We start from the raw sequence: 18,315 nt of genomic DNA on the forward strand, positions 1-18,315 counted from the left end.
ATACGGCTACAGCGTGGCGAGGAGGCGATGGACGGCTTCCTCGTCGCCCTTGATGGCGACCGGCAGATCCTTCAAGGGGCGTTTCTTGATGACCAGCGCGGCGAACGAGCGCAGGTCGGTGTCGATCACGGCGACGGGATCCGCGGGATCGGCGCGCGTGATCGTGAGCGTCCCGCCTGAGACGCGCACGCTGAAGCGGTCGTCGCCCAGCCGTACCGCGATCGTGGCACTCAGCCCCGGGTCCGCATCGGGGTCGAAGTGGCTGCGCAGGGCGAGCATGAGCGCGTCCACGCTGGCCATGGCGTGCGGGTCGCGGCTGGGTGAGCGCCTGCCCCAGCGGCCGAGGTGAATCAGGACTGGCTCCAGGTCCAGGCCCCACTCCGTGAGCTCGTAGACCCACACCGCGGCGGGCGGCCCGAGCTTGCGCCGCTGTACGACTCCTGATTCCTCCAGCTCGTGCAGGCGTTGCGACAGCGCGTTGGAGCTGGCGTTGGGCAAGCCGGCCTGGAGCTCGGTGAACCGCTTGGGGCCGAGTAGGAGCTCCCTGACGATGAGCAGGCCCCAGCGCTCTCCGATGAGGTCGAGGGCGTGCGCCGCGGCGCAGCCGTCGCCGTACTTCCGCTTTCCCGTCACAACCCTCAGTTTACAGGAAAGAGAGAAGATACTTGTTTTTTAGGAGTGTTTAGAGAAATATTGCAAGTAAATCGAAGGAGTGTGTGATGTGACCAGACAGACCTGGGTGCTCGCGTTAGCGTCGCTGGGCGCGTTCATGATCTCGCTCGACAGCCTTGTCGTGACCACGGCGCTCGGCACGATCAGGCAGGACCTCGGCGCCTCGCTCGAAGAGCTCGAGTGGACGGTCAATGCCTACAACCTCAGCTTCGCGGTGTTGCTGCTGACCGGTGCGGCGCTGGGTGATCGCTGGGGGCGCCGCCGAGTGTTCGCCGGTGGCCTCGCCGTCTTCACCCTCGCCTCGGCAGCGTGCGCCCTGGCGCCCGACGCGAGCTGGCTGATCGCGGCTCGCGTGGCTCAAGGAGTCGGGGCGGCGTTCACGATGCCCCTGGCGCTGACGCTCCTCTCGGCGGCCTTCCCGCCGGAACGCCGCGGGCGGGCGATCGGCCTGTTCAGCGGTGTGGCGGGACTGGCCACGTTCGTCGGCCCCTTCGTCGGCGGAGCCATCGCCGCGGGGCCGTCCTGGGAATGGATCTTCTGGATCAACGTGCCGGTCGGGGTGCTCGCCATCGTCGGCGTCCTCGCCAAGATCGACGAGAGCCACGGCCCCGACAACCAGCTCGATCTCGTGGGGCTCCTGCTGGCGACCGCCGGCGTGCTCGGCCTCGTCTGGGCGCTCGTCCGCAGCGGCGCGTCGGGCTGGGGCAGCGCGGAGGTGCTCGCAGCGCTGGCGCTGGGCATCGTGCTGATCGTCGCCTTCGCAGGCTGGGAACGCCGCGTCCCCGCGCCCATGCTGCCCATGCGGCTCTTCCGCAACCGTGCCTTCACGACCGCCAATCTGGCGAACTTCGCCCTGTTCGCGGTGCTGTACGGGATGTTCTTTTTCTTCGCACAGTTCTTCCAGACCGCTCAGGGCGTCGGGCCGCTGGAGGCGGGGCTGCGGCTGCTGCCCGCCACCGGCGCGCTGATGATCGTGGCACCGGTGGCGGGGGCGCTCGCCGACAAGGTGGGCGAGCGCGTGTTCACGGTCGCCGGGCTCGGCCTATGGGGGATCTCTTTGGGGTGGCTCGCGCTCGTGGCCGATCCTGGCGTGCCGTACTTGCAGATTCTGCCGTTGCTGGTGGTCGGCGGGGTCGGTGTGTCGATGGCGATTCCGGCGGTGCAGAAGGCGGCGGTGGGCGCGGTCGCGCCCGCGGAGATCGGCAAGGCGTCGGGCGCGGTTACCACGCTCCGCTTCCTCGGCGGCGTCTTCGGGGTCGCCGTTGCCGGCATGCTCTTCACGAGCACCGGCGGGTACGGCTCGCCGCACGAGTTCAGCGACGGGTTCGCCGCGGCGATGGGCGGCGTGGGCGTGATCGCGCTGCTCGGCGCGGTGGCCGCGCTGGGCATGCCGGGTCGGCGACGCGTTCCGACGCCGGAAAGGGAGCGGGTGGCATGACCCGCACGCCATCGCCGGGAACGGAGCCAGTGGCATGACGCTCATGCCAGCCCGCACGGGAGTTCCGTGAGGGCCAGGCGGCTCCTGGTCGCCGTCCACGTCCTGGTCACGGTGAGCTGGCTCGGCGGCGCGTACGCCACCCTCGTGCTCGCCGTCTCCGCCACATCAGCTTCCTACGCGCTCATCCAGCTCTATGACCTGGCCATCGTCGTCCCCTTAGGACTGGCCGCGCTGGTGAGCGGTGTCGCGCTGGCGGGCTGGGCGGGATTGTTCGCCCAGCCATGGGTGGTGGCCAAGCTGGTGCTGACGGTTCTGGCCCTGGCGGGGTCGCTGCTCCTCCGTGCCGGGTTCGTGGTCGACGCGGCCGCGGGCGACGCGCGGGCCGCCTCCCGGGTGGTGACCGGATCGGTGGTCATCCTGGTGGCGCTGGTCGCCACCGCACTCCTCGGGATGTACCGGCCTTGGGGTCGCCGCGCAAGCAGGCGCTGAAACTCGGATGGCGCGAGCGGGTCGGCCTGGCGGCTGCTCAACCCCGGACAGCAAGCCCTGCTGGTGCTGGTCTACCCGCAAGGGCGAGACGTTCACCGAGCTCCGAGGCCGTGACCTGGATGGCGAGCCGTGCAACTCACGGCCTCCCTGACGCAAAGGTGTTGCACGGATGCCAGATCAGACAAGGCGCGGTCTGGGTCGAGGTTGGCTGGGAGGGACAGGGATTCGAGGGCGCCGGGCGGACTTGGCCAAGTCGGGACCAAGCCGCCTCGCGAGCTTGATGAAGTCTGTCGTCATGAGGGGCGGCCTAAGCGATCTTTCCGGCCATGCACGCGGTCCATCGCGGCCGCCACCAGTCCAGTGATCATCCACTCGCGAAGGTGCTGCATGGCGAAAGTACTCCGTTCCCAATATTTCGGCGCAAGGCCACACGTTAGGGATAGGCGGTATGTCGCTGTCTTCGGCAACACCAGCCGCCGAGGACTGGTGGCGGTCGAACGACGGCGTTCCGCCCGAGATAACCACGGACGTCGAGCGGCTGATCGGACGGCCCGGCCGCACGTTCGCCACCTGGGCGCAGGAGCACGCGGCTGCCTTCACACGCTGACGTGCACGCGGCCGCCACCGGCAGGTCAGTCGAACCGCACGTACATCCCGACTCACTCCGCGCCGCCTTCGCCTGGCGCGGCAGGCGGACAGCTGCTGATCGGAGCCACCGAGCTGTTCCAGCAGCGCGAGCCCGGCTGCGAGGTCCGGCTCCGCGAAGCGCAGATGGCAGGCGTACTGCCCTGCCTTCGATGGCGCAGCTCGTAGGCCGCGCCTCCTGCGTCAAAGTAGGCACTCTTCCTCCTCACGCAGGCATTGCTGAAGGTCTGGACCGGACATTTGGCGGACGTCTGTACTGGCTCTTCAGGAGTCGCCGCTCCAAAGCCTCGACATACGGCACGGCGGCGCATGCTGGTATCTGGCATCGCTTGCCGTCGTCTCGTCTCGGCATATGGACGAACTGTCGCTTCGACACGGCGAGAGCAAGCTCGGTGCGACACTGATCCCGCTCCCGGTTGACGGCCCATGATCGTGGCCTCGTCGATGTCGATTTTCCTGGTCAGCCGGTACGGACGCCGTGGGGCAGTCCTGCCGTGGTCTCTCCTGTGATCGGCAGCCTGCAAGTCACATGTAAGCCTGAAAGTGACATGTAAGCCTGCACGTCTAGACATGCATATGTGAACTAAGACGCCGGAATCCGCGCGAAGATGGCGTTCCATCCGTCATCGCCGCGAAGGCGCCCGATCATCTCGTTACAATGCCGACTCCGTTGAAGGATGGGAGCGAATGGCCCTGGAGATCAGATTTCTCGGCCCGTGGCAGGTCCTGGCCGGTGACGAACCGATCCGGTTCGCCGGGCAACGACGAATCGGCGTGCTGGCCAGACTCGCCCTGGACGCCGGGCAGGCCGTACAAACCGAGCGGATCCTCACCGACATATGGGGAGACAGCTCCGCGGCGACCATGGCCAAACAACTCCACATCGTGATCTCCAAACTCCGCGAAACCCTCGAACCCCACACCACCGAAGAGATCATCCAGACCATGCCCGGCGGCTACCGGCTCGCGCTCGAACCCGACCACATCGACGCTCACCTGTTCACCCGCCTGGCCAAACGCGCCCGCACCGCCCAGGCACAGGGGGGCAGGGCCGTCGCGGACGCCCTGTTCCGCTCGGCCCTGCAGTTGTGGCGAGGCGAACCCCTGGCCGAACTGACCGCCCCCTGGGCACGAATCGAAGCCACCCACCTGGAAGAAGAGCACCTCACCGTCCTGGAAGACCACGCCGATCTCCGCCTGGCCGCCGGCGACCACCACGCGGTGGCCGCCGACCTGGCCGTACACGTGCGGGCCCACCCACTGCGCGAACGCCCCGCCGCCCAGCTCATGCTCGCCCTGCACCGCGCCGGCCGCCCATCCGAAGCGCTCGCCGTCTATCAGGACACCCGCCGGATCATGGTCTCCGAACTCGGCATCGAACCCGGCGCCCAACTACGCCGCCTGCACCAGGCCGTCCTGGTCAAGGATCCCGTCCTCGACCTGACCACCCCGGCCCAAGAGGTCACGGTCAGCGAGCCGTACATCCCGGCCGAACTGCCCGCCGACACCCACGCCTTCACCGCCCGCGCCACCGAGATCGACCGCCTGCGCACCGCACTCGGCGCCGCCGACGGACCCACCCACGGGCCCGCCATCACCGTGATCGACGGACCCGGCGGCATCGGCAAATCCGCCCTGACCGTCCACGTCGCCCACGCCATGGCCGCCCGATTCACCGACGGCGTCATCTACCTCAACCTGCACGGATCCACCCCCGGCCTCGACCCGCTGACCTCGGCCCAAGCCCTGCGCCACCTGCTGCGCTCCCTCGGCCTGGACGGCGCCGCCGTCCCCGCCGATCCGGGCGAGGCCGCCGCCCGCTACCGCTCCCTGACCGCGACCTGCAACCTACTGGTCATCCTGGACAACGCCCGCGACGTCCGCCAGATCCGCCCGCTCATCCCCGCCGGCACCGGCTGCCGGGTCCTGATCACCACCCGGGACCCGCTGTCCACCCTGGACCACGCCCGCCAACTCCACCTGGGCACCCTCAATGCCACCGACGCCGTCGCGCTCCTGTCCCGCCTGGCCGGACCCGACCGGGTACGCGCCGAACCGCAGGCGGCCGAGCGGATCGTCCACCTGTGCGGCGGCTTCCCCCTCGCCCTGCGGATCGTCGGCGCCCGCCTGGCCGCCCGCCCCGAGTGGACCCTGTCCGACCTGGAAGTACGGCTGGCCGACGCCACCCGCCGCCTGGACGTGCTGGAATACGCCGACCTGGCCGTCCGCGCCAGCATCGCGGTCAGCCACCACCACCTCCGAGAAGAACCCACCGGCCGCGACGCCGCCAACCTGCTGCCCCTGCTCGGTCTGCTCGGCCTGCCCACCCACACCCCCGCCGCCACCGCCGCCCTGGCCGACTGGCCCCTCCACCGCGCCGAAGCCGCCCTGGAACGCCTGCAGGACGCCCGCCTCCTCGAACCCGCCGGACCCGGCCGCTACCAGCTCCACGACTTGGTCGGCCTTTATGCCCGCGAACGGGCACACCAGGATCTGTCCGACGAGGAACGCACCACCGCCGTACGGCGCGCACTCCACCACTACCTGACCACCCTCTGGATGGCGGGCACCATAGTCAACAGCGATCCCGTACTGCGATGCCCCGTCGAGTTGCCCGACATCACCTTCAACCTGGAGGAGGCGGGACGATGGGTCCAGGACGAGCGGGACAACCTGCTTGCCGCCGCGCAGCAGGCGTTGGACGGCCCCGACCCGGCGACCGCCATCGGCCTGGTCATCGGACTCCACTGGCCCTTCTGTTACCAGGCCTGGCACACTCAACTCGCCGACGTCTACGCGCAGGCCATCGAGGTGGCTGATCGCATCGCGGCGTGGGAGGACAAGGCCCAGCTCCGCAACTTCCTCGGCTGGGTTTTCCGAGACCAGGGCCGCTACGACGCCGCGATCGCGCAACTGAATACAGCGCTCACCGACTGGGACCGCGCGGGACTTCCCCGAAGGAAGGTGGGAGCCCTCAACCACCTCGGTGTCATCAACACGATCGTGGGCCGTCTCGACGACGCGCTCGGCTACCTGGAGTCCGCTTTAACGCTCAACGACGACGCCGAACGCCCTGTGGCAACGGCCGTGATCCGCAACAATCGGGTGCACGTCTACTGCCATCAGGGGCGCTTCGACGAGGCGATCGCGGAAGCACGCCAGTTGGTGGAGCTGTGGCCGAAGGCGGACCCGCTCGCCGGTGCGGGCACGGCACACGACTCGCTGGGCGACGTCTACCGCTATGCCGGCCGGCTGACCGAGGCGGTGGAAAGCTACACGACGGCCGTGCGGGTGCTCCGCGAGTCGGGATACCGCCTGGGGGAAGCCGTATCACACTGGTGGCTCGGCACCACCCTGCACGCCCTGGAACGGCACGGCGAAGCACGGAAACAGTGGGAGGAGTCCGTCCGCCTTCTGCGCGACGCCCGCCTGCTCACGCCCCGGGAGGCGACCGAGATCCTCGCCCAGCCCGTGCCGGAAACACCCCAGCCGATCAAGAACATGCTCTGACTCTCATCCCGGCGCGTGTCCCCCATTGCCTCCCCCTGACCGCGGACTCCCACGCCTCGTCCCATGCACCCGTTTGACGGCATCCGAGCCATCCGGCGTCATGTCGTCCACGATAGAGCTCACCCGCGGGTTGGCCTGGACGTTGCGCCAGCGCTGCGTGGAGGCCACCCACGGCCCACCGAGGTCGATGGTCCCTTCCGGATTCAGCCGGAATCCCAGAGGACGCACCTGTGGTGTTCCATCCGGGCCGACTGTCGCAAGCCGTCCATGAGCTGCCTGATTACCTTCGTGAGAACGGGAGCCAGATGTTCGTCACTCCCGGCGCCACCTCCTCGCCCCGTCCTTCGCGGATGTTCGTGAGAACGAGCGCCACTTGTTGACCATGGCAGACGAGGCAACGATGCCAGCACTTAGTCCTTAAGTCACTCACCGTAGACCTCGGCTGCGATGTCGAACGATGGGTCGACGCGCAGTTTTTGCAGATGAGCGGGCACACTCGCCGCCATGGGCGTGGCTGTCGCGCGATCAGTGGTTGCGGGAATCCGGCCAAGTCCGGGGACCGGGCTTCACCCCCCGCCCGATCCCCGGGGTCACCGCCCCGCGTTCCCAGCTCAGGTCGATCCGCAGACCCGCGTCGTCAACCGCGGCCACGCAAGTCTTGCTCTAATGTGGCAGGTCTGCCTCGATCAGACGTCGTCGGGATGTCACGATCGCCTGTCAGCCTGGCGGAGCATCGCGTCTAGTTCGGGGTCGGGCATGAGCTGCCGGACCTCTTGCGCGCAGCGGCAAGCGACGGCGAACTTGGCAGCCCACGCCAGCGCCTCTTCGCGTGAGGCCACGTCGACGACCACGAACCCGCCAATGACCTCCTTGGTCTCCGGGTAAGGCCCATCGGTGACCATCCCGTCCGTGGCCACGACGCTCGCCCTCTGCCTTTCCAGTCCGGCGCCGAACACCCATACGCCGGCGTTCACGGCCTCCTGAACCACCGCGTGCGAGGCCTTGCCCACGTCGGGCATGTCCTCGCCGGGGATGTGGTCCATCGCGCCGTCATTGAACGAGATCAAGTACTGCGTCATCCCATCACTCCCTTGTCCCGGCGGCTTCCTCCGGCCGCCTCTCACCTGTTCTACGAACGACTCGCCCCGGATCCGACGCCATGCCAAAGATTTTCACGGGACCTCCGCCGCTCGGCGCCTGCGGGTGTCATGTCGCCCCTATTCGCGCAGATCATCGCCGCCGCCACCGGCCACGAGTGGTCCCACCGCACCTAATCTGCTGTAAACAACGCGCGCCCCGGCTTCCCGCAGGTCGTCACCATGCGTGAGCGGGCAGCCTGTTCGACGACGAACTGTCGCAGTCATTGACCGCAGCGCAGGCAAGAACCTCCATCGCGGTTGAGGTCAACACGCCGCCGGACGGGCCCCGGCTGGTCCCGGTGACCATCTGTTACGCGTTGCTCGGGATGAGCACGAGACGTCTCCCGCGCTTTCGTCCTCTTCTCCGATGAGCGGACGTCGCTGTTGCGGCCACCGCTAGGGGTGCTCCAATGCCCAGGCGCAGATGGCGGACAGCGGCTCCCGCAGGGTTTGGCCGAGTGTGGTCAGGGCGTACTCGACATGCTGTGGGGCGGTGTCCTTGAGCACCCGTCGTTCGACCAGCCCGTCACTTTCCATGCTCCGCAGGGTCTCGGTCAGTACCTTTTGGGTGATACCGGGGAGCCTGCGGCGCAGCTCGGCGTGCCGCTGCGGTCCGGCGAGCAGCGCGTAGATCAGCAGGACCCGCCACTTGGCGGCCAGCCGCTCCAGCGCCTGCCGGGTCGCGCAGCTTTCTTCCAGGACGTCGGGTATCACCAGTGCCATGGGGTCTCCCGTGTGGAGGGGCACCTCAAAGTGCCTTCTGGCCGGTTCAAGATCAGGGCGCCTAGTGTCTCGGCCATGACAGAGTTTAAGGTCCACACGTACACGGCGGCAGAGCCCGGGATCTTCGTCAACAGTTACCTGCTGGAGACGGTGGACGGCGTGGTGCTTGTCGATGCCGGACTGCTGGTTTCCGACGCGCGGGCGCTGGCCGCGCGACTCGCGGCGTTGCGTAAGCCACTGGTGGCGGCGTTCGTGACGCATGCCCACCCGGATCACTTCAACGGGCTGCCGTACGTGGTCGGCGAGGACGTGCCGGTCTATGCGACAGCACTGGTCGCCAAGACGATCGAGCAGACCGCGGTCGCCAAGCGGGAGCAGTGGCAGCCCACCTACGGCGATGAATGGCCGGACCGGTTCCGGGTGCCGGACCGGCCGCTGGACGGTGGCGGCACGCTGGACGTCACCGGGCTGCAGATCCAGGTGCACGACCTGGGAGCCGCTGAAAGTCACGCCGACTCCTACCTCCTCGTCGAGGCCGGCGAGAAGCGGAATGCCTTCATCGGTGACCTGGCTTTCGACGGCGTGCACTCCTATACGGCGGATGGGCATTCGGGTGCGTGGCTGGGTGCGCTCGATCGGCTGGTGGACGAGTTGGCCGGGGTGTCGCTTTATCCGGGCCACGGCGCGCCCGGCGACACCGGCCTGCTGATCCGGCAGCGGCAGTACCTGCTCATGTACCGACAGGCAGTGGGGCGTTTGGCGGCCGGTGCGCCGAGTCTGAGCGAAGCGCAGAAGCTGGAGCTGACGCAGACCCTGACCCGTTTCCTACCGGGGGCGCCCCTGAACTGGCTGGTTGGCCTGGGCGCGGACGCCGTTGCCGCCGAACTCGCGGCCTCATCACCAATCGATGCAAGGGAGGGCTCATGACCGTTGTCAAAGCCGAGCGAATTTCCTTCGGCAGCGAAGGCATCGAGCTAGTAGGCGAGCTCCGGCTTCCAGACGCGGACGGCCCGCAACCCGGCATCGTGCTCACCGGTCCCTTCACCGGGGTGAAAGAGCAAGTCCTCGGTACCTACGCCGAGCTACTCGCTCAGGCTGGACTCGTTACGCTCGCCTTCGACCACCGGGGCTTCGGGGAAAGCGGCGGACGCCGCCAACATGAGGACAGTCAGGGAAAACTGGCCGATCTGAGGGCTGCAGTCGGCGTGCTGGCCGGCCGACCCGAGGTGAATCGGGCCCAGATCGGAGTGGTCGGCGTCTGCCTCGGCGGCGGCTACGCGGTACGGGCCGCCGCCACGGACTCCCGAGTGAAGGCGGTGGCAGGGATCGCGGGCGCCTACAACAGCCCGGCTCGGATCGCCCAGACCATGGGCATCGACGCCTACCGTTCCGCACTCGGCGGCTTCCTGGACCGGTACGACGAGTACGTACCCGCCGTGGCGCCCGACGGCGGCGAGGCCGCGATGACAGGCGATGAGCCGTACGCCTACTACGGCACCGCCCGGTCCACCTCCCCGTACTGGCGCAACGAGGTCACCATAGGATCGCTCCACACCCTGATGACCTTCGACGCCCTCGGCACGGCGGACCTCCTGGCCGCCACCCCGCTACTGATCGTCCACGGAAAGACCGACGCCTACTGCTCGCCGACGCTGGCCCGGGAGCTCTACGAACGCAAGCCCGGCGACAAGGAGATCCTCTGGCTGGACGCCGCCCAGCACATCGACCTCTATGACGTGGAACCGCACGTAACCCAAGCCGCCCAGGCAACCGCCGACTTCCTCCACCGCCACCTCAGACCCTGACAGCCGGGAACGATAAGCCCCCTCTACTGTGGTCGCCTGCCCCTTAGGTCACTCCTGTGACGTCGGACAACAGTCTTGTGGATTCCCCCTTTGCACAGGATTTCCGGACACATCCATACATGCGGACATCCGAGCCCGACTGGGCCATCGCCGCTACCGCCCGCAACGAACCCATCGCAACCACCGCCTCGCACGCCTGCACCCTCAGTAGAAGTCGGATTCACGAACAAACAGCCCAGGCCAGTAAACGCCAGCTCAGCCAGTCACTGCGGAAGAGCTACACCAACTGCGATCGCCCCCCGGGGCAGGTCCGGGGCCAAGGGCCCGCTCGATGGCGCGGGGCCGGGCCGTGCTTCGATTGACGTGGTCAAGTGATCTCCTCCGAGAGCCGGCGGTGGGAGCCGCCGTGATGCGCCGTGTCAGCCGCTCGCCGCCGCCGACCTGGCCTCCTCGACGCTCTTGCGCAATGCGGTCGCGATCGGCTCGACGGGCGCGGACAGCTGCTGGATCCTGTCCCGGCGCAGACGCGTCTCCCGCCAGGAGGGAACCACCGTCTTGAGCCGGGCCGCCGTGGCCAGCGCCGCCAGGACGCGGACGTCCTCGTCCAGGTGCCCGACCGGCTGGCCGCCGCGGATGGCCCGGCCGACGCGCTCGGCCAGCCTGCGCGACAGGTACGCCTTGCGCGGCGTGATCCGCTCGACCGGGAACAGCAGGATCCGGCGCCGCTCCACGTTGATCATCCGGGCGGCCGCCAGCTCGTCGCGTACCACGCGGACCGCCTTGCCGTTGTCCTTCTGCACCCACCGCCGCCACGAGCGGGGCCGCGAGTTCGAGATCTGCTCCCAGACCACGGCCCGCAGGGAACCCGGCTCGGCGGCCGGGGCAATGAGAGCTCGTGCCTTGCCCGACTCGTCCGCCAGGTTGCCCGCAAGCAGCAGCTCGGCGAGGGTGGCCGCGCGCAGCAGGTAGCCCAGCTCGCCCCGCTGGGTCAGCTTCTCCTTCCGCAGGTCGAAGGCCAGTAGGAAGGCCGATCGGGTCAGTGACTCATCCTGCTTCACTTGCGTCTCCATCCGCCCGCTCCTCTTCTTCTTCCTGATCTGTGTCGTCCCCTGTGCCGTCCTCAGGCGCCTTCCTAGGCCGTCCGCGTGGGCGCATCCGCCCCACCCCGTCAGGCAGACGTCCGGCCTCGGCGAGGGCCCTGCGCAGCAGGAACTCGATCTGGGAGTTCGTACTGCGCAGCTCGTCGGACGCCCACCTGGCCAGCGCGTCGTGAACCACCGGGTCAAGCCGCAGGAGGATCTTCTTCCGCTCCACGGTGATTACTGGTAGAGCGTGCCCGCGTTGACCACGGGCTGGGTGTCGCGGTCACCGACCAGCACCACGAGCAGGTTGCTCACCATGGCCGCCTTGCGCTCCTCGTCCAGCTCGACCACGTCGTGCTCGGCGAGCTTGGCCAAGGCCATCTCCACCATGCCGACCGCCCCCTCGACGATCCGCTGCCGCGCCGCCACCACTGCGCCCGCCTGCTGGCGGCGCAGCATGGCGTGGGCGATCTCGGGCGCGTACGCCAGGTGGATGATGCGGGACTCGATGACCTTCACCCCGGCGGACGACACCCTGGCCGCGATCTCCGTGGACAGCCGCTCGTTGATCTCGTCGGCGTTGTCCCGCAGGGACAGCCTGGGCTCGCCGTGCGCGTCGTACGGATAGCTGCCCGCGATGTGCCGCACGGCCGTCTCCGCCTGAATGGCCACGAACTCTACGAAGTCGTCCACCTCGAAGACCGCCTGCGCGGTGTCCTGCACTTGCCAGACCACCACGGTCGCTATCTGGATCGGGTTGCCGTCCGCGTCGTTGACCTTCGTCACGTCCGTCTCGTGGTTGCGGATCCTCGTGGACACCCGCCGGCGCACCGTGATCGGGTTGACCCACTGGAAGCCGGGGGTGCGCAGGGTGCCGACGTACCGGCCGAGCAGCTGCACCACCCTGGCCTCGCCCGGCGCCACCGCGGTGAGGCCGAAGTACATGAAGAACCCGAGCAGGATCATCAGGCTGCTCACGATGACCACCCACATGCCGCCCTGCCCGGCCCCCGAGGCGAGCATGACGATTCCCACGACGAGCAGCACGATCCCGGCCAGGTCCAGCGCCGTCGCCACCCCCAGCATCACGAACCCGTTGGCCGCCCGCACCGGGTGCTCGCTCGTGTGCGGTGCGGGCATGTCCACGACGGCGGCCTCAAGTGCGGCCCCGCCCGATGTGTTCGCCATCGTCCGTCCTTTCTACGTGACTTCATCTTGCTATTAAAATGATATCACTTTTTGGTCGACTGCGGCAGGCCGGTTCTCTGTGAATCAGGGCCCTCCGCAAGGGTCGGTGCGATGAGCCGCAAGGTAGACGTGTTGCCGCAGGTCAGAAGGGCCTATCACGCGCGTCCGCCCGAGCTGCGTCCGCCACGTTCGATGTGGTGGTGGGTGCTCCCGGCCGCGCTGCTGATCGACGTGCTCGAGCAGTTCCTCGGCGCGGCGCCGGTCGAACCCAGAACGCCATCAGGGCGCGGTCGATGCCCGACTCGTACGCGTACCGCACGGCCTGGGCCCGATCGCGCAGTGAGAGCTTGGCCAGCAGGCGGTTGAGGTGGGTGCTCACGGTCGCCTCGGTGATGGACAGGGCGTCGGCGATCTCGGAGTTGGACAGGCCTCCGGCCACCAGGCGCAGCACCTGCTCCTCCCGCGCCGTCAGCCCCGACGGCGACGGCACGGGCGGCGTCGCACGGCGGTAGCCGTCGACGACGCGTCCGGTCACGGCGGGGTCGAGCAGGATGTCCCCGCGGGCGGCGCTGCGGATGGCGGCGAACAGGTGCTCCGGCGGCGATCCCTTGAGCAGGAAGCCGCAGCCTGACCCACGCTGCGATCACGACCTGTCCGCATGCGCGTCGCGACCAATCAGGCGGCGAATTAGCAGCTGATCTTCGTGTTTCCGGCGGTGGCGGCGCCCGCGCTGTCGGAGTACATCCAGACACGCCAGTTGTGGGTGCCCTTGCATTTCGCATAGACCACGGCTCTCCTGGTGCCCCCATTTGGGGTCCCAGGTGTCACGGGCCATGGTCTCCCAGCCGTACCACCGCTGGCGCTGAAGGCGCAGCTCGACCTGGCCCTTACAGTCGCTCGACACAGAGCCCGCGCCGACGACATCCCGGTAGCCATCCTTCTTCGCCTTGCCAGGGAACAGCACGCACTTCGCAGCACTGACGGTTCCGGCCTGGGCAGATGCAGCCGTTACCGGCTGAGCTGTCTTCATGTGATTCTCATCCCATCACCATGTGGCTCCAAGGATGCTCCACAACTCTGGTCCCATAGGGAAGAGGGGGTGTCATGACCGCAGTGTTGGATTTGATCAGGGAGCCGTCACACGTCACGGGCCGTACGTTGCGGGAGTCGGTGGAGGCGTTCGTGGCCGGCTGGGGCAAGCACACGGCGATCCCGGTCGAGGTGTGGGCGCTGCCACAGCGAGTGGTGCCCGACGAGGCGGCCGGCCTCGCGTTCGCGGTGCTCGTCGACGCGCTCTCCGCCGTGGAGCAGGCCACGTACGTGTCGATGGCGCTGACCGCCGGGGGCACGTTGAGGCTGACCGTGTGCGACAACGGGTTGGGGCTCGACTCAAAGGAGGTTCTCAACCGCAGTGAACTGCGCGCCCGCGCCGCAGCAATGGGAGGGCGGTACGACATCGCCTCATCAACCGGCGACGGAACGACCATCACGCTGGAGTTGCCGCTGTGAGCCCAGGCCGCGTCCCGCGGCCAGGAGCCCTCCAGCTATCGCCGCCGACGTGCCGCAGCAGCATGCCGAGATTCCAGCCGGGCAGGTGGGCACCGGCGTGGGCCTGAAGTCTGAGGTGGACACGCCCGCCGACACGGGAGGCCGGCGGGCGTGTCCCATGGTGCCCAGATTTTGAGGTGCCCGATTCAGTCGATGACCGCGGTGGCTTCGACCTCGACCAGCAGATCGGGTTCTCCCAGCGCCGCGACGCCCAGCAGCGTGATCGGCTTGACCGGATCGACCCCCAGCTTCGCGGCTGCCCGCGCGACGCCCTCTCCCAGCAGCGGCATCTTGTCAGGTTTCCAGTCGACGACGTAGACGGTCAGCTTGGCCACGTCGTCGAAGGATCCGCCGACTGCGGCCAGTGCGGTGCCGATATTGAGGTAGGCCTGCTCGACCTGAGCGGCCAGATCTCCTTCGCCGACTCGCCGGCCCTCGGCATCGCGGGCCACCTGGCCCGCCAGGAACACCAGTTTGGACCCGGTGGCGATCGACAGTTGGCGATAGACGTCGGGTTTCGGCAGCCCGTCGGGGTTGACCAGCGTCACGGCCATGTCCGCTCCTTGCACATCGGCACAGATGGTTCGGCATTCCCCGAAAACATAGCAAAGCTATGTATTGTGCTGCCATGGTGAGGATGAAGGACCCGGCGGTCCGCTCCCTGCTGATCGACCGGGCCGCGCAGATGCTCGCCGCTCGGCAGCCGGTCACACTCCGCACGCTGGTGGCCGGAACCGGCGTGTCGACCATGGCCGTCTACACCTACTTCGGCGGCATGGACGGCCTGTGGAAAGCCGTGCGGCAGGAAGGCTTCACCCGCCTGGCCGCCCGCCTCGCCACAGTCTCGCCGTCGGAGGATCCGGTGCGAGATCTGGCCGCCCTCGGCGCCGCGTACCTGTCCAACGCCCTGACCAGTCCCGATCTTTACCGGGTCATGTTCGACGCCGCATTCGAGCTCGAGGACGCCGCGGCCGCAGATGACACGCTGCACAGTCTGGTTCGCGGCGCCGAACGGGCCACGGCCGCCGGTCGCTTTCGTGACGACATCGACCCCCTGGAGCTGGCTACCCAGAGCTGGACCATCGGTCATGGACTGGCATCGCTGGTCGCGACCGGCCCCTTGCCCCGTCAAGCGCTCGCCCAGGGCGTGCCGCTGCTGACCGCCCTGTTCACCAGCGCAGGCGACAACCCCGAGCAATGCCGCCGGTCAGTCGAACGCGGGTGGCGTCCTCTGACATCCGAGCTCATTGTCGCGGCGGGCCATTGACATTGGCGTTCTGAGATCCCGCTGGCAGTCCACGCAGTGGTGATGCTTGTCCACCGATCGTGGACCGGGCAATTCCCCCCAGTGGTCGATGCGGTCAGCCCTATCCACCACCGAAGCTTGGTGACTATGGCCGCTCGGCCGTGGGCTTGTCATCGCATCTCTCGGCTCGATCGTGCCGATGGTCATGGCATTTCGCCCAACCTCGCCGGCCGGAATGGCTCCGGGTCGCCCCAAAGGAGAGATCATGCAGAAGCAGCGATTCAGCCGCACCATCGCCGTTGCCGCCGCGTTATCGGCAACCGTCAGCGCGGTGGTACCGCTCGCGGCACCGACGACCGCGCATGCGGCGCCGGCGGCCGCATCCGCCGATGTCGTCCTGGAATGGAACCGGTACGCGGTGCAGATGGTCAACCGCTTGGAGATCGCGATGGTGCAAGGCGCGGTGTACGACGCGGTGAACGCGATCACGCGCACCAACCAGCCCTATCTCGTCACACCGCCCGCACGACCGTGGTACTCCGCAGAGGCCGCCGCCGCGACCGCCGCCTATCGGACGATGATCGCGCTGCTGCCAGAGCGGCAGCCGGAGCTGAAGTCGCGGTACGAGCGATCGCTGTCCACGATCCACGACGACGCCGCCAAGAGAGGCGGCGTCAAGGCCGGCGAGCAGGCTGCCGAGGCGATGCTCGCCGCACGCGAGGGCGACGGCCGCAATGGCACGAGGCAACCCGCGATCGGCACAGAGCCAGGCCAGTGGCGGCCGACGCCGCCGAATTACACGGTCGCCCCTACAGCCTGGCTCGGAGACGTCAAACCGTTCCTCATCCCCAGCGCCGAGCAACTGCGGACCCGCGGCCCCAACGCACTCACAAGCACGGCTTACGCCAAGGATTTCGCCGAGGTCAAGAAGCTGGGCGCGGCCGACAGCCCAGCGCGGACACCCGAACAGACCGATGTCGCGCGTTACTGGGACCAGGCGCCGTGGGACGACATCGTCCGGTCGCTGGCTCAGAGCCGGAAGCTGAATGCCGCAGAGACCGCCCGCTTGCTGGCGATGGTGTACCTGGCTGCCGCCGACTCCCAGATCGCCTGTGTGAACGACAAGAACCACTGGAACTGGTGGCGGCCGGTCACCGCGATCCGCGACGCCGCGAGCGACGGCAACCCGGCCACCAGACCGAACCGGAAGTGGACTCCCTTGCTCGAAACACCTGGATTCGCAGAACACGCGGCGGGACACACCTGCGGCAGTGCCGCGATCGCCGGCGCACTGCAGACCTTCTTCGGAACCGACACGATCGCATTCAGTGCAACGAGTTCCAGCTCGGGCACGACCAGGAGATTCACCAGCTTCTCCCAGGCACTCGACGAGGTGATCGACTCGCGCGTGTGGGGCGGTGTTCACTTCCGTACCGCGGACGTGCAAGGCGCGCGACTCGGCAAGGAGGTTGCGCGGTGGGAGGCCGCCAACTACTTCAGGCCAGTCTCGCGTTGATCAGAAAGGAAGCGGTTCTGGAACGGTTCAGCGACCGGCCAGGCGGTGAAGTCGGCCGTTCCGCCATTCTCCAGAACGGCATCGATGAGGATCATCTGACCGGGGTGGTCGGACAGGTGGATGATCAAGGGCTCGCGTCTCGGTGTTCCCGAACCGCGCCGGGCCTGCTGTCCTTTGACACGTCCGGCGCAGATCGGCCACACCGCAGCCGATCTCCAACGGACCTGCTGTCCGTAGCGCCCGCCAGCAGGGCCGCGCCCAAGGGGGTGATGGTGTGGATGACCTGGGCGCCCGTCCTCCGGCTGACGATCAGGCCGGCCTCCCGCAACACCTGGGTGTGCTGGCTCACGCCGGAGGCATAGATCCCCTGGCGCCGGGCGAGCTCGCCGGTCGTCGCCCCCTCGACGGCGGCACGGAGGATGGCGGCGCGGGTGGGACCGAGGAGCCGGGCGACAGTGCTGCCGGGCTTTGGCGCGGCAGGCGGGTGATCGCGCTGGATCGGATAGACCACCACCTGCGGCAGCGAGGGATCCGCCAGCGGCACGGGCGCCCCCCAGCAGAAGTGCGAAGGGATCAGCACCAGCCCGCGCCCGCCGAGATGCACGTCCCGGTCCACCGCATGATCCATCGACAGCACGGGCGGCTCCCAGCGCATGATCGGCCGGAAGCCGGCCAGCATGCAGTCGACCCCGCCGTCCAGGAACGCACGTCCGCGCACCGCCCGGTCGGCGTCCACCATGCCTTGGATGTCGGACCAGTACGGCGCGATGACCGTGTCGAAATAGCTGTGCAGCCCGTCCCGTAGATCGTGGAAGGCGTCCCGGCGGCCGTCAACCAGTCCCCAGGCCCATGACGGCGTACCCGTCCTGCCCGCCAGCTTGTCCAGCTCCCGGCGGAGCAGCCGCCGCGGCGTGCTCAGCACGGCGTCCACTCCCGCCTCCAGCCCGAGACCGCCGTCGGGAGGGGTGAGAAAGTCCGGAAAGTAGGAGGAGGTGCTGGGGAAGAGCGGCGCCAGGACCCGTCGCACCGTGGCCGTGCCGCCCGTGGTGGCCAGCTCCTGCCGGGTACGGCTCCGCCAGGCGGCGAACGCGCTCCTGCCCCTGCGCCCCGTCAGGCGGTACATGCTCAGCGCGATCTCCCAGAGTGGATCCGCCGTCGTGGCGATCCGCGTCCGGGCAAGGTCCTCACTCGTGAAATGGATCCGCAACATCCGACTTCGCTGTTCATGCTGGGCTTTTCAGCCATGACTGCAGAGCGTGGACACCCCGTCACGCCCGTGGCCACGATTATCGGCAAACGGGGGAAAGGCGTAAA

The 18,315-nt window shown here is 68.2% G+C and carries 19 protein-coding genes and 2 pseudogenes; 10 read left to right on the plus strand and 11 right to left on the minus strand.

Going from position 1 to position 18,315, the window contains the following annotated elements:
• Positions 1-6 precede the first annotated feature (6 nt).
• Positions 7-633, minus strand: coding sequence for a winged helix-turn-helix transcriptional regulator (locus tag ACTWPT_RS08010; RefSeq protein WP_443176607.1), 627 nt, complete (start codon positions 631-633; stop codon positions 7-9).
• A gap of 88 nt (positions 634-721) precedes the next feature.
• Between ACTWPT_RS08010 and ACTWPT_RS08015 the strand changes: the two genes are divergently transcribed.
• The 5 genes and pseudogenes from ACTWPT_RS08015 (at position 722) to ACTWPT_RS08035 (ending at position 6,754) form a co-directional block, all read left to right on the plus strand.
• Entirely contained in the window at positions 722-2,110 is a 1,389-nt protein-coding gene (locus tag ACTWPT_RS08015) for a DHA2 family efflux MFS transporter permease subunit (RefSeq protein WP_443176608.1), read from the plus strand.
• 66 nt (positions 2,111-2,176) lie between these two features.
• Positions 2,177-2,599 (plus strand): hypothetical protein, encoded by a 423-nt coding sequence (locus ACTWPT_RS08020; RefSeq protein WP_443176609.1) that lies wholly within the window; start codon positions 2,177-2,179, stop codon positions 2,597-2,599.
• Between the two features lie 18 nt (positions 2,600-2,617).
• Positions 2,618-2,702: pseudogene (locus ACTWPT_RS08025) on the plus strand (IS5/IS1182 family transposase); the annotation flags it as partial.
• Between the two features lie 345 nt (positions 2,703-3,047).
• Entirely contained in the window at positions 3,048-3,206 is a 159-nt protein-coding gene (locus ACTWPT_RS08030) for a hypothetical protein (protein ID WP_443176610.1), read from the plus strand.
• Between the two features lie 725 nt (positions 3,207-3,931).
• Complete coding sequence (locus tag ACTWPT_RS08035; protein ID WP_443176611.1) at positions 3,932-6,754, plus strand: BTAD domain-containing putative transcriptional regulator; 2,823 nt, start codon at positions 3,932-3,934, stop codon at positions 6,752-6,754.
• A gap of 3 nt (positions 6,755-6,757) precedes the next feature.
• Here the strand turns inward: ACTWPT_RS08035 and ACTWPT_RS08040 are convergent.
• The 3 genes and pseudogenes from ACTWPT_RS08040 to ACTWPT_RS08050 all read right to left on the minus strand — a co-directional run.
• Positions 6,758-7,009 (minus strand): annotated as a pseudogene (locus tag ACTWPT_RS08040) (hypothetical protein); the annotation flags it as partial.
• Between the two features lie 449 nt (positions 7,010-7,458).
• Positions 7,459-7,833 (minus strand): YciI family protein, encoded by a 375-nt coding sequence (locus tag ACTWPT_RS08045; protein ID WP_443176612.1) that lies wholly within the window; start codon positions 7,831-7,833, stop codon positions 7,459-7,461.
• 456 nt (positions 7,834-8,289) lie between these two features.
• Positions 8,290-8,616: a winged helix-turn-helix transcriptional regulator gene (locus ACTWPT_RS08050; RefSeq protein WP_443176613.1), complete on the minus strand. Its 327-nt coding sequence runs from the start codon at positions 8,614-8,616 to the stop codon at positions 8,290-8,292.
• A gap of 75 nt (positions 8,617-8,691) precedes the next feature.
• Between ACTWPT_RS08050 and ACTWPT_RS08055 the strand changes: the two genes are divergently transcribed.
• Positions 8,692-9,543 (plus strand): MBL fold metallo-hydrolase, encoded by an 852-nt coding sequence (locus ACTWPT_RS08055; protein ID WP_443176614.1) that lies wholly within the window; start codon positions 8,692-8,694, stop codon positions 9,541-9,543.
• Positions 9,540-10,421 (plus strand): alpha/beta hydrolase, encoded by an 882-nt coding sequence (locus ACTWPT_RS08060; RefSeq protein ID WP_443176615.1) that lies wholly within the window; start codon positions 9,540-9,542, stop codon positions 10,419-10,421. The genes ACTWPT_RS08055 and ACTWPT_RS08060 overlap by 4 nt, the downstream gene beginning before the upstream one ends.
• Before the next feature lie 419 nt (positions 10,422-10,840).
• Here the strand turns inward: ACTWPT_RS08060 and ACTWPT_RS08065 are convergent, their stop codons facing one another.
• From ACTWPT_RS08065 to ACTWPT_RS08080, 4 genes are all read right to left on the minus strand, one after another.
• Entirely contained in the window at positions 10,841-11,491 is a 651-nt protein-coding gene (locus ACTWPT_RS08065) for a GPP34 family phosphoprotein (protein ID WP_443176616.1), read from the minus strand.
• On the minus strand, positions 11,466-11,735 hold the full coding sequence (locus ACTWPT_RS08070; RefSeq protein ID WP_443176617.1) for a hypothetical protein: 270 nt from the start codon (positions 11,733-11,735) through the stop codon (positions 11,466-11,468). Before ACTWPT_RS08070 ends, ACTWPT_RS08065 begins: the two co-directional genes overlap by 26 nt.
• Before the next feature lie 5 nt (positions 11,736-11,740).
• A complete protein-coding gene (locus ACTWPT_RS08075; RefSeq protein WP_443176618.1) occupies positions 11,741-12,691 on the minus strand; it encodes an SPFH domain-containing protein in 951 nt (316 codons plus the stop codon).
• 142 nt (positions 12,692-12,833) lie between these two features.
• Complete coding sequence (locus ACTWPT_RS08080; RefSeq protein WP_443176619.1) at positions 12,834-13,226, minus strand: response regulator transcription factor; 393 nt, start codon at positions 13,224-13,226, stop codon at positions 12,834-12,836.
• A 569-nt stretch (positions 13,227-13,795) separates the two neighbouring features.
• Between ACTWPT_RS08080 and ACTWPT_RS08085 the strand changes: the two genes are divergently transcribed.
• Entirely contained in the window at positions 13,796-14,200 is a 405-nt protein-coding gene (locus tag ACTWPT_RS08085) for a hypothetical protein (protein WP_443176620.1), read from the plus strand.
• A gap of 185 nt (positions 14,201-14,385) precedes the next feature.
• On the opposite strand, the gene ACTWPT_RS08090 is transcribed toward ACTWPT_RS08085, so the two are convergent.
• Complete coding sequence (locus ACTWPT_RS08090; protein WP_443176621.1) at positions 14,386-14,793, minus strand: RidA family protein; 408 nt, start codon at positions 14,791-14,793, stop codon at positions 14,386-14,388.
• 74 nt (positions 14,794-14,867) lie between these two features.
• Between ACTWPT_RS08090 and ACTWPT_RS08095 the strand changes: the two genes are divergently transcribed.
• Both ACTWPT_RS08095 and ACTWPT_RS08100 read left to right on the plus strand, forming a co-directional pair.
• The gene (locus tag ACTWPT_RS08095) at positions 14,868-15,506 is read left to right on the plus strand and encodes a TetR/AcrR family transcriptional regulator (RefSeq protein ID WP_443176622.1); all 639 of its coding nucleotides are present in this window, start codon (positions 14,868-14,870) and stop codon (positions 15,504-15,506) included.
• 244 nt (positions 15,507-15,750) lie between these two features.
• Positions 15,751-17,001 (plus strand): vanadium-dependent haloperoxidase, encoded by a 1,251-nt coding sequence (locus ACTWPT_RS08100; RefSeq protein WP_443176623.1) that lies wholly within the window; start codon positions 15,751-15,753, stop codon positions 16,999-17,001.
• Here the strand turns inward: ACTWPT_RS08100 and ACTWPT_RS08105 are convergent.
• Positions 16,977-17,129 carry a hypothetical protein gene (locus ACTWPT_RS08105; RefSeq protein WP_443176624.1) on the minus strand — a complete coding sequence of 51 codons (153 nt, stop codon included), beginning with the start codon at positions 17,127-17,129 and terminating at the stop codon, positions 16,977-16,979. The genes ACTWPT_RS08100 and ACTWPT_RS08105 overlap by 25 nt on opposite strands.
• Positions 17,126-18,211: an ArsR/SmtB family transcription factor gene (locus ACTWPT_RS08110; RefSeq protein WP_443176625.1), complete on the minus strand. Its 1,086-nt coding sequence runs from the start codon at positions 18,209-18,211 to the stop codon at positions 17,126-17,128. The genes ACTWPT_RS08105 and ACTWPT_RS08110 overlap by 4 nt, the downstream gene beginning before the upstream one ends.
• Positions 18,212-18,315: the final 104 nt, after the last annotated feature.

The sequence above is a fragment of the Nonomuraea sp. 3N208 genome (genome assembly GCF_052245935.1).
GTDB lineage: Bacteria > Actinomycetota > Actinomycetes > Streptosporangiales > Streptosporangiaceae > Nonomuraea.